This window comes from Trinickia terrae, assembly GCF_005144415.1.
Lineage (GTDB): Bacteria > Pseudomonadota > Gammaproteobacteria > Burkholderiales > Burkholderiaceae > Trinickia_A > Trinickia_A terrae.
The window spans coordinates 101166-110173 of the sequence record NZ_SWJE01000019.1 but is presented as its reverse complement, the minus strand read 5'-3'; the positions used below and the strand labels follow the sequence as shown (position 1 = coordinate 110173).

Sequence of the window (9008 nt, the reverse complement as noted above, 5' to 3'; positions counted from 1 at the left end):
TATCGCCTAGAATCAAAGCGGCAAGCCGTTCTTCTCATACGACGAATACCTCCGGAGCGGCTCGCTAGCCTGAAGCACAAAAAGGGGGCCCATCGGTTCCAGGGAGACGTGCCCATGGTGAACATCCTGATCGCCGACGATCACGCGATCGTGCGCAGCGGACTGAGGCAAATCCTGGCTACGTCCTCCGATTTCACCGTGGTCGGCGAGGCGGGCTGCGGTGCCGAAGTGCTCTCCAAGCTGCGCGCGTGCCCGGCGGCGCTGCTCGTGCTGGACATGTCGATGCCCGGGGTCAGCGGCATCGATTTGATCCGGCGCGTGCATTCCGAGCATCCCGCCTTGCCGATCCTGGTTCTCAGCATGCACAACGAGACGCAGGTCGTTTCGCGCGCGCTGCGCGCGGGCGCGGCCGGCTACCTGACCAAGGACAGCGATCCGGAAGTGCTGTTGTCGGCCATCCGCAAGCTTGCGGCCGGCGGACGCTTCATCGATCCGAAACTGGTCGACGCCGTGGTCTTCGCCACTCACGCGGACGAAGCGCCGCCGCACGAGGTTCTTTCCGACCGGGAGTTTCAAGTGCTGCAGATGCTGGCGGCCGGCAAGAGCATCAGCGAGATCGCGGATGCGTTCTCGCTGAGCGCCAAGACGGTCAGCACCCACAAGATGCGCCTCATGCAAAAGCTCGACCTGGAGAACAACGCAGCGTTGATCCGCTACGCGATCAAGCACGGCCTGACGACGAGCTGATCGAGCCGTGCGCGCTCAGGCGCGCCGCGCGGCCAGGGAGTCCAGCAGCTCATTGGTCTTCTCGAGCAGTGTCGAATGGTATTCGGCGGGCAGCGCCACGTCGTCCATCAACGCCATCACGTCTTCGATTTTTTCCCGGAACGCGCGCGAGATCTCCACGGATTGCGCAGCAGTCAAGTACGGCAGCGCCGCTTCGATGAACTTCTGACACGCCACGGATTTGGCGGCCAGGTTCGACAGATTGACCGTATTTTTCTTGGCAAGCGCAGCCAGCTCCTCAAGCGCGAGATGATGCTTGTCCAATAGCCCTCCTATGGCGGTACCGGATTATCGGCACTCGCGAGAATGAACTGAATCGCTCAACCAGATGAATTCACTTCCGCATCGGCTGAAATTTTTGTGAGGAATTCCCGATGCGCGAGCGCATTCGATTGCCGGGCACGGCGATTTCGTTCGCGCCCCAGGAAATTCGCTTCCCTGCCGGAAACCGATCCGCCCCGCCCGTAAAGTTCACTCCAACGCAGACGCACATCGGCAACGATGACGAAGCGGAGCTAGAAGGAAACGCGCTGCCCGCCGCCGTGCAGTGGTCTCCCCCGGGAACGGGACAGGGATCGCGACGAGCAGAACGTCGTAGTTCATTCCGTACTCCAGAGTACGTACGGATTGCTGTGCCCCGTGTCTACCTAGCCACGGCAACCCTGTGCCCCGGTTGGGGTCAGTCTTGGTTCTATTTAAGGAGTTCTATCATGGCAAGTCTCGCTTCGGGTATCTCGGCAGGTTCGACGGCAGCTGGCACGCTCGACACCGCTTCGACCATCGCTCAAATGAACGCCAGCACGGCGGCGTCGATCGCCATGCAGGACGCGGCGACGAAAAACGAAAACGCGCTCAACAACGACGCCGCCAAGGACCAGCTCGAAGAAGCCGGTCCGAAGAACGCGAAGAGCCTGACGCAAGGTTAAGCGTGATTCGGGTGTGTCCTCGCGCCGCGCGGGGCACACCCAATCGCGCCGCTTTCCCCGCTCCCTCCTCTTCGTTGGCGTTCCGCCGCCCGCTTTTCCTCTCTCTTCGAATCGTCCTCTCCTCTACAGATCAGCCCGCAGCCAGCAGCGCCGCGAATCCCGGCACGCACCGGATGGCCTGCTCGACCTGCTCGCTCGCGATGAATAGTCCTGACTAGTCCTGGATCAATAGAGATACCGCTGTTGCAGATACATGGACGAGCGCCAGCCGATTTGCGTCGAGGCGTCGGCCGACATCACGACGGATTTGTTCACCTGCGCGTTCACGCCCGCGCCCAGCGCGACGAGGTCGTGCGCGAGCGACGCCTCCCGCATCGACACTCTGCGTGGTGCCCGCAAGCACGGCGCCATTGCACGTCGACGGGCCGACGACGGCTTGCGCATCGGCGTAACGCGCCGTCTAGTCCTACGATACGTCTCGCTGGATCAACCTGCCTGACTCAGGTTTTCCTTACATGCGATTCAGTGCATACGCCTCGCATTTTCCATGCGTTCTGACTTCTTCGCACCCGCCATGCATCTACGATGGAATCACTCCACGAACCTGTTGGCGGCAGTCATGGTCCCCTATCTTTCCGAGCGAGAAAACGCAATCGAGGATGTCCACTCGATCTGCCAACGCTTGTTCGACAGATGGTGCGAAGGCCGGAACGCAGCGGCCCTCTCCTATTTGATGCGCTGCTGGCCGCTGATGGACAGCGAACCCAGAACGCTCAGAAAGCTCGACGAGACCTTGCGCGAGTACACACGGCAGCACCGCAGCACGGTCGATCGCGAAACGCTGCAGATGCTCGGCGAGCTCGCCGACAGCTGCGCCGAGTTGTTGCATTGTCCGTCGGCCGCGTGAGGAGGCGCGTTGAACCCTTTTAGGTAGGCAGCAAGCAGTAAGCAGGTGCAGTAGGTAGTACGCAGTTTGGGCAGTACGTGTTTTGCATCAAAATCTCTAGTGTTCCGGCCCGGCTTCTCGCGAAGCCGGGCCATTTTTTTTGCCGATGCCGCCCGCGCCGGGCTCGGCCTCTCGACGCGCCCGCACCGGAACGCGCCGGATGCCGGCACGCTCGGATAACCTCGGATACCATCTGCGAACCGACTTTTCCGACGCCGCCTCATGAATCCGAATAGCCCGCCAATCGCAGGAACGCAGGACGACGCCCTTTTCCTCGCCGGACGGATGCCGGCAAACCGGCGCGCGGTGATCGCGTTCATCAGCGACAGCGATACGCGCTGGTGGGGCGGCTCGATCGACGATTGGCAGCCTGACGAATCGCGGCTGTCGTCGAGCGAGGCGCTGGAGACCTACCGGAAGCTGCTGCGCGAATTCAAGGCCGGCCGGATACCGACTGCGCACGCCATCATGGTCTACACGGACGGCAGCTACGCATCGGTCATGCTCGGCGTGCGAACGCGCGTCGAGGCCGGCGAATTTCTCGCGCAGACCATGGAGCTCGTTCGCAAGCGAGTGCAATTTGCGTGGCTCAAGGCGTGACGCGGGCACGCCTCACGGCTGCGCGTCCCGGGCCTTGCCGCTCAGGAGCGATTCGGGATGCTGTTCGAGGTAGTCCCCGAGCTGGTTCAGCGACTGGAGCGTTCGCGTGAGTTGCGAGAGCGCGCCATGCAGGTCCGATTGCAGCGGCGAATCCTGCTCCAGCACCGCCTGCGCGGCGTCGAAGGTCCGCTGGGCCGAGACGAGCGTATCGCGCGCCTGCGGCGCGACCTCCGTATCGAGTTGCGCGAACAGGCTGCCGGCATGCCTGAGGGTGCTGTTCAGGTTCGCGCCGATGGCGTCGAACGGCACCTTGCCCAGCTTCGAAACGATGTCCGCGAGTTGCACCTGCAGCTCCTCGAGCGTGTTCGGCACGGTCGGCAGCTCGAGCGGCACGCGGCGCATGTCGAGCTTGGCGGGAGGCGCGTTCGGAAACATATCGAGCGCGATGTAGCGCTGGTTCGTCAGCAGATTGCCCGTGCGCAACTGGCCGCGCAGGCCGCGCGCGACGAGCTCGAGCAAGAGCGCCCTGCCCGCGGCCGAGTCGCCGTTGCCGAGCGACTCGCGGTAGTGCGAGCCGAGCCGCGCTGGGAACAGCTTCATCGTCACCGGCATCGTGAACTCGCGCCGCCGCGGATCGTATTCGACGTCGATGGCCGTCACGTAGCCGAGCTCGATGCCGCGAAAGTCGACCACCGCCCCGACCGACAGCCCGCGCAGCGATTGCGTGAAGCGCATGACGACCGGCCCCGATGGCGCGTCGGGCTCGCGCATCGCCTCGGCCTCGTCGCCGGCGAGCGGGAATGCGGCGCCGTCGGGCGCTTCGGGGCCGGTGGACTGCCCGGGCGGCGGCTGGAATGCGAGCCCGCCCACCACCACCGTCGCGAGCGACTGTGTGTTGAGCGTCATGCCGTTCGAATCGAGCCGCAAATCGACGCCGCTCGCATGCCACCAGCGCGACCCGGCGCCGACGTAGCGGTCGTAAGGCGCATCGACGAAGACATCGATGGTCACGCCGGCGCCGTCCTCGTCGAGCGAATAGCCGGTCACCTGCCCGACCTGCATGCGCCGGTAGTAGACCGGCAAGCCGATATCGATCGAGCCGAGCGACGCGCCGTGCAGCACGAAGTGGCGCCCCTGCTCGTCGTTCGTGACAGCGGGCGGCATCTCGAGGCCGGCAAAGTCGCGGCGCGCGTCGTTCGAACGGCCCAGGTCCGCGCCGATGTAGGCCCCCGAAATCACCGTGCCCAAGCCCGAGATGCCGCTCGTGCCGATGCGCGGACGCACGACCCAGAAGCGCGTATCGTCGACCGCGAACTGCCGGGCCGTCTTCGCGAGCTGTGCGTCGACCAGCACGCGCGCGCGATCGGACGAGAGACGCACCGCCTTCACCACGCCGATGTCGACGTTCTTGTAGCGGATCTTCGTCTTGCCCGCTTCGAGCCCCTCCGCGGTCGAGAGGCTGATCGTGATGTCCGGTCCGCGCGCGACGATCGCTTGCACAGCGAGCGCAACCGAGATCAGCGCCGCGGCAATCGGCACGAGCCAGATCAGCGACGGCAGCGAACGGCTTCTCGACACTTGGAGGACTCGCCTGGCGCGCCTACTTGAGCTGGGCAATGAGCGCGTCGGCGCCTTTGTCGACGCCGGTCTTCGCCGCGCCCAGCGAGCCGAAGCTCGCGCCGATGTTCATCGCGTTCGGATATTGCTTGGTCACGTAGGCGGTGAGCAGACGGTTCGTCGCGGTGTCGTAGATCTCGACGGCGTAGGTGACCGAGCCCGTGAAGGAGCCCTTGCCGCCGCGCACCGCCTGGACCGTGTTGTAGACGCCGCCCGCGATGTCGAAATGCGACAGCGTGCCGATCACGGGCGTGGTGGTCTCCGCGCCCGCCAGCGTCAGCTTCAGGCGCAGCGTGGCCGGACCGGGCGTGCCGGTGATCTCGAAGCGGCGGCCCAGCTTCTCCGAGAACCTGCTTTGCATGTAGCCGGCGAGCTCGGCCTTGTCGGCCTCGCGCATGTCGCCGAATTGATTGTCCGTGCCGCGATAGATGACGACCGGATCGACGATCAGCTTGCGGTAGGTCTGCCAGGCGGCTGGCGCCTCATAGCGGTACGGCACGCGCCGCGCGTCGTCCTGCGAGTTGGGCTTCAACAGCGATGCCGACTCGATTCCCGAATATGGCACCGGCTGCACGCTCGAGCACCCCACTAGCGCCACGCATGCGGCAGCGATCAGGAACTGCCGCGCGTTGTCTGTTTTAAGCATTTGATTCTCCGTTGAAGATCCCAGGCTGACTGACTGTCCGTCGGACCAATCCGACTCGTTTCATGCGAGGTCGAAGCGTAGCAAAGACAATGGAAGATGTAAACCGTACGTACGGTTTGTTTTTATCGAAGGTCTTTGCTACGCTGCAATTTCATCAACGGATGCGGCGCAGGATCGCCCGCTCTTACCACGCCACCATGGACAACCCCTCTCGTTCGGAGCGCTCCCGCCACTGCGCCATCCAGGCTGCCCTCGTCATCCTCGCCCGGGACGGTCCAGGCGGTCTCACCTTCGACGCGCTCGCACGCGAAAGCGGCATCAGCAAAGGCGGGCTGCTGCACCAGTTCGGCAACAAGGCCGGCATCCTGAAGGCGCTGCTGGAATTTCAGGTCGAGTACTTCGAGAAGTTCTCGCAGCACTATCTGGCCAGGGCCGGCGCCTCGAAGCCCGAGCCGACGCTCTACTCGCACATCGCCATTGCGCGCGAGGCGCTCAAGCAGCCCAACTCGGTCGCCCGGGCCGTGCTCGCGGCTTTGGCGGAGGCCCCCGATCTTCTGGCGGTCAACCGCGCGACCGACGCGCTCAAGATCGAACGCATCAAGGCCGAGGCCGGCGATCCCGAGCTCGCGCTGCTGCGCCTGTCCGCGGCGCGCGGCCTCGTCTTCAGCGCGCTGCTCGGGCTATGCCCGCTGTCGGGCGAGGACCGCGAGCGGCTCTTCGAGCGCCTGCTCGACGACACCCGCTGGCCGCCAGCCGCCGCCTGACCGAAGCAGGGCTTGCGCAGGCCCGCCCCGCGGAACAATATGAGCAGCGTTCATGCGAACGCCGTCGCTTGACGGCAAGCCTCCTCACGGAAGCACCTCCTTTCTCTAGTACCATCACGGCTTTTCGTTTTCGTATCGGCCTTGGGGGCCAACAGGAGAAACAGCTCATGGCAGAAGCGAGAGGGTATTCCTTCGCGGAATCCGCGCGGCGGTACTTCGGCTTCGCCGAAGCCGGCACGAACCTGCGCACGGAAGTGCTGGCCGGCGTGACCACCTTTCTGACGATGGCCTACATCATCTTCGTCAACCCGTCGATCCTGGGCGACGCCGGAATGCCGAAGGACTCCGTGTTCGTCGCGACCTGCCTCGTGTCCGCGCTGGCCTCCCTCATCATGGGCCTCTACGCGAACTACCCGATCGCCTGCGCGCCGGGCATGGGGCTCAACGCCTACTTCGCGTACACGGTCGTCAAGGGCATGGGGTTCACATGGCAGGCGGCGCTCGGCGCCGTGTTCATCTCCGGCTGCCTGTTCCTCGTCGTCACGCTGTTCCGCGTGCGCGAAATGATCGTCAACGGCATACCGCATTCGATACGCGTCGCGATCACGGGCGGCATCGGCCTCTTTCTCGCGATCATTTCGCTCAAGTCGGCCGGCATCGTCGTCGCCAATCCCGCCACCTTCGTAACGCTCGGCGACCTGCACCATCCGCAGGTCGTGCTCGCGGCCATTGGCTTCTTCCTCATCATCACGCTCGACGTCCTGCGTGTGCGCGGCGCGATCCTGATCGGGATTCTCGCGGTGACGGTCCTGTCCTTCTTCTTCGGCGGCAACGCGTTTAGTGGTGTCGTCTCCGCGCCGCCGTCGATCGACGCCACGCTCTTCCATCTCGACATCCGCGCGGCGCTGTCGACCGGCGTCATCAACGTCATCCTCGTGTTCTTCCTCGTCGAGCTGTTCGACGCCACCGGCACGTTGATGGGCGTCGCGAATCGCGCGGGGCTGCTCGTCGAGGGCAAGATGCACCGGCTGAACAAGGCGCTGCTCGCCGACAGCACGGCGATCGTCGCGGGCTCGATGCTCGGCACGTCGTCGACGACGGCCTATATCGAGAGCGCATCGGGCGTGCAGGCGGGCGGGCGCACGGGCGTGACGGCGATCACGGTCGCCGTGCTGTTCCTGGCGTGCCTGTTCATCGCGCCGCTCGCGCGCGTGGTGCCGGGCTACTCGACGGCGCCCGCGCTGCTCTATGTGTCGTGCCTGATGCTGCGCGAGTTCGCCCAGTTGCCATGGGACGATGCGACCGAAGTCGTGCCGGCCGCATTGACCGCGCTCTTGATGCCGTTCACCTATTCGATCGCGAACGGCGTTGCGTTCGGGTTCATCACCTATGCGGGCCTCAAGCTGTTCACGGGGCGCGCCAAGGAGGTGAAGCCGATCGTCTGGATCATCGCCGCGATCTTCCTGTTCCGCTATTTCTATCTCGGGTCCGAGTGACCGGGACGGTCTGGGCAGCCCGAACGGCTCGAGTTGCCGCCAAGCCGTGCGTGACCCGCGCCACCCGCCCTACGGGTGGCGTTTTCTTTTGCAGACTCTCGCGGGACAGCGCTAAGCGCGCCAGTTCGCCTCGTAGAACCTCACGTAGCCGCTGCGCAGAATGAGGCATTGCGCCCGCGTTTCGGACAACAGACGACGCGCCGCGGCTTCGATGCGCTCGCGGTGCATGTCGAACGCGCCGACCATGTCTTCGAGCCGCGGCGACGCCGCCCCGAAGTGGTCTTCCAGCGCTTCGGCCGTGATGCTGCACTGCACACGTTCCCCATCGACCAATGCCGGGAACGCCAAAGTCAGTTCGCGCCCCGAGTATTCAGGGGCTTCGTTCGGGAAATTGATCTGCATGGGAATCGCCTTTGCCGTGACGGAAGAAACGCTCTGGATCGCGCACCGTTTTCCAGTTGGCCTCCATTGTTATCGGTGCACAAAGGAATCGGCGGGGCCGAGCGCGCCCCCCACCAATTTCATTCACTTTAGACGGTTTCCCGCGATGAGCAAGTTTTCCCGCAATGGCTGGCGATTTTCGCCAATCCACCGAGGAAAGCACGGCATTCCATGCTCGCGGCGCGTGCTGGCGCGTCAAGGCGCGTGCTGGTCCTCAGGATTGTCGTTGGCGTCCTTCGGCCAGACGTTGAGCAATACCGCGCATGCCACGCCGCCGACGACGACTGCGATGCCGCCGGAAAGCAGCGAATTGTCCTGATCGAACAGCATGCCGTGGATCGCCATGGCAATGCCCGCGATTGCGATGAAGATCGCGATGACGGCCAGTACGATTCTCAACTCCGTCCGCACCATGATGTTCTCCCGAACAAACGCATGTCGCGTCGCGTGCGCGCTTCCGTCTTCATCATTGCACCTTTGATGCGAAACGCAAGCCGGACTGTCCCGGGCGGGGGCAACCGCCGCCGATTCGGCTTTTGCGCCGCATCTTGTATGATGGGCGTGTCGATGGGAGTTAGCGCTTCAGCGCTTACTCCCATCCCATGCTGAGGTTGCTTGGAGTTGGCGCTTCAGCGCTTACTCCCATCCCATCACGGCGCGCTGCCTGCGCGACGAACCACCGCCTGAGCGGGGAACGCACCCCGCCGGCGCATCGGCCGCGCAGGCAGTCTGCGCGGCAGCCCTCGCGGCAATCACCGCAGCCAGCGCTGCGGCAAGAATCGGAGA

Annotated in this window: 12 protein-coding genes; 6 read left to right on the top strand and 6 right to left on the bottom strand. The window is 64.4% G+C overall.

Features of this window, described 5'->3' with window-relative positions:
* The first annotated feature begins 114 nt into the window (after positions 1-114).
* The gene (locus FAZ69_RS28725; protein ID WP_136898476.1) at positions 115-747 is read left to right on the top strand and encodes a response regulator; all 633 of its coding nucleotides are present in this window, start codon (positions 115-117) and stop codon (positions 745-747) included.
* A gap of 15 nt (positions 748-762) precedes the next feature.
* On the opposite strand, the gene FAZ69_RS28720 is transcribed toward FAZ69_RS28725, so the two are convergent.
* Positions 763-1050 (bottom strand): hypothetical protein, encoded by a 288-nt coding sequence (locus FAZ69_RS28720; RefSeq protein ID WP_136898475.1) that lies wholly within the window; start codon positions 1048-1050, stop codon positions 763-765.
* 446 nt (positions 1051-1496) lie between these two features.
* Here FAZ69_RS28720 and FAZ69_RS28715 point away from each other — a divergent pair, with 446 nt between their 5' ends.
* Positions 1497-1712, top strand: a complete 216-nt coding sequence (locus tag FAZ69_RS28715; protein WP_136898474.1) for a hypothetical protein — start codon at positions 1497-1499, stop codon at positions 1710-1712.
* Between the two features lie 225 nt (positions 1713-1937).
* On the opposite strand, the gene FAZ69_RS33455 is transcribed toward FAZ69_RS28715, so the two are convergent.
* Positions 1938-2087, bottom strand: a complete 150-nt coding sequence (locus tag FAZ69_RS33455) for a hypothetical protein (protein WP_169708792.1) — start codon at positions 2085-2087, stop codon at positions 1938-1940.
* Between the two features lie 244 nt (positions 2088-2331).
* Between FAZ69_RS33455 and FAZ69_RS28710 the strand changes: the two genes are divergently transcribed.
* Together FAZ69_RS28710 and FAZ69_RS28705 are read left to right on the top strand one after the other, a co-directional pair.
* Positions 2332-2619, top strand: a complete 288-nt coding sequence (locus FAZ69_RS28710) for a hypothetical protein (protein WP_136898473.1) — start codon at positions 2332-2334, stop codon at positions 2617-2619.
* 261 nt (positions 2620-2880) lie between these two features.
* On the top strand, positions 2881-3258 hold the full coding sequence (locus tag FAZ69_RS28705; RefSeq protein WP_136898472.1) for a hypothetical protein: 378 nt from the start codon (positions 2881-2883) through the stop codon (positions 3256-3258).
* Positions 3259-3270: 12 nt separating this feature from the next.
* Here the strand turns inward: FAZ69_RS28705 and FAZ69_RS28700 are convergent, their stop codons facing one another.
* Together FAZ69_RS28700 and FAZ69_RS28695 are read right to left on the bottom strand one after the other, a co-directional pair.
* The gene (locus FAZ69_RS28700) at positions 3271-4836 is read right to left on the bottom strand and encodes a PqiB family protein (protein WP_240702506.1); all 1566 of its coding nucleotides are present in this window, start codon (positions 4834-4836) and stop codon (positions 3271-3273) included.
* 22 nt (positions 4837-4858) lie between these two features.
* Positions 4859-5521 carry a DUF3313 domain-containing protein gene (locus tag FAZ69_RS28695; RefSeq protein ID WP_136898471.1) on the bottom strand — a complete coding sequence of 221 codons (663 nt, stop codon included), beginning with the start codon at positions 5519-5521 and terminating at the stop codon, positions 4859-4861.
* 197 nt (positions 5522-5718) lie between these two features.
* Between FAZ69_RS28695 and FAZ69_RS28690 the strand changes: the two genes are divergently transcribed.
* A complete protein-coding gene (locus FAZ69_RS28690; protein ID WP_136898500.1) occupies positions 5719-6285 on the top strand; it encodes a TetR/AcrR family transcriptional regulator in 567 nt (188 codons plus the stop codon).
* A 167-nt stretch (positions 6286-6452) separates the two neighbouring features.
* Entirely contained in the window at positions 6453-7781 is a 1329-nt protein-coding gene (locus FAZ69_RS28685) for an NCS2 family permease (protein ID WP_136898470.1), read from the top strand.
* Between the two features lie 111 nt (positions 7782-7892).
* Here FAZ69_RS28685 and FAZ69_RS28680 read toward each other — a convergent pair whose 3' ends face one another.
* Both FAZ69_RS28680 and FAZ69_RS28675 read right to left on the bottom strand, forming a co-directional pair.
* Positions 7893-8183 (bottom strand): DUF1488 family protein, encoded by a 291-nt coding sequence (locus FAZ69_RS28680; RefSeq protein WP_136898469.1) that lies wholly within the window; start codon positions 8181-8183, stop codon positions 7893-7895.
* 234 nt (positions 8184-8417) lie between these two features.
* A complete protein-coding gene (locus FAZ69_RS28675) occupies positions 8418-8636 on the bottom strand; it encodes a DUF2964 family protein (protein WP_136898468.1) in 219 nt (72 codons plus the stop codon).
* Positions 8637-9008 lie beyond the last annotated feature (372 nt).

Bases quoted from the DNA above. Each gene is read 5' to 3' on its own strand.
- FAZ69_RS28690 (WP_136898500.1), top strand. From the start codon at position 5,719: ATGGACAACCCCTCTCGTTCGGAGCGCTCCCGCCACTGCGCCATCCAG.
- FAZ69_RS28680 (WP_136898469.1), bottom strand. From the start codon at position 8,183: ATGCAGATCAATTTCCCGAACGAAGCCCCTGAATACTCGGGGCGCGAA.
- FAZ69_RS28710 (WP_136898473.1), top strand. From the start codon at position 2,332: ATGGTCCCCTATCTTTCCGAGCGAGAAAACGCAATCGAGGATGTCCAC.
- FAZ69_RS28675 (WP_136898468.1), bottom strand. From the start codon at position 8,636: ATGGTGCGGACGGAGTTGAGAATCGTACTGGCCGTCATCGCGATCTTC.
- FAZ69_RS28695 (WP_136898471.1), bottom strand. From the start codon at position 5,521: ATGCTTAAAACAGACAACGCGCGGCAGTTCCTGATCGCTGCCGCATGC.
- FAZ69_RS28725 (WP_136898476.1), top strand. From the start codon at position 115: ATGGTGAACATCCTGATCGCCGACGATCACGCGATCGTGCGCAGCGGA.
- FAZ69_RS28685 (WP_136898470.1), top strand. From the start codon at position 6,453: ATGGCAGAAGCGAGAGGGTATTCCTTCGCGGAATCCGCGCGGCGGTAC.
- FAZ69_RS28715 (WP_136898474.1), top strand. From the start codon at position 1,497: ATGGCAAGTCTCGCTTCGGGTATCTCGGCAGGTTCGACGGCAGCTGGC.
- FAZ69_RS33455 (WP_169708792.1), bottom strand. From the start codon at position 2,087: ATGCGGGAGGCGTCGCTCGCGCACGACCTCGTCGCGCTGGGCGCGGGC.
- FAZ69_RS28705 (WP_136898472.1), top strand. From the start codon at position 2,881: ATGAATCCGAATAGCCCGCCAATCGCAGGAACGCAGGACGACGCCCTT.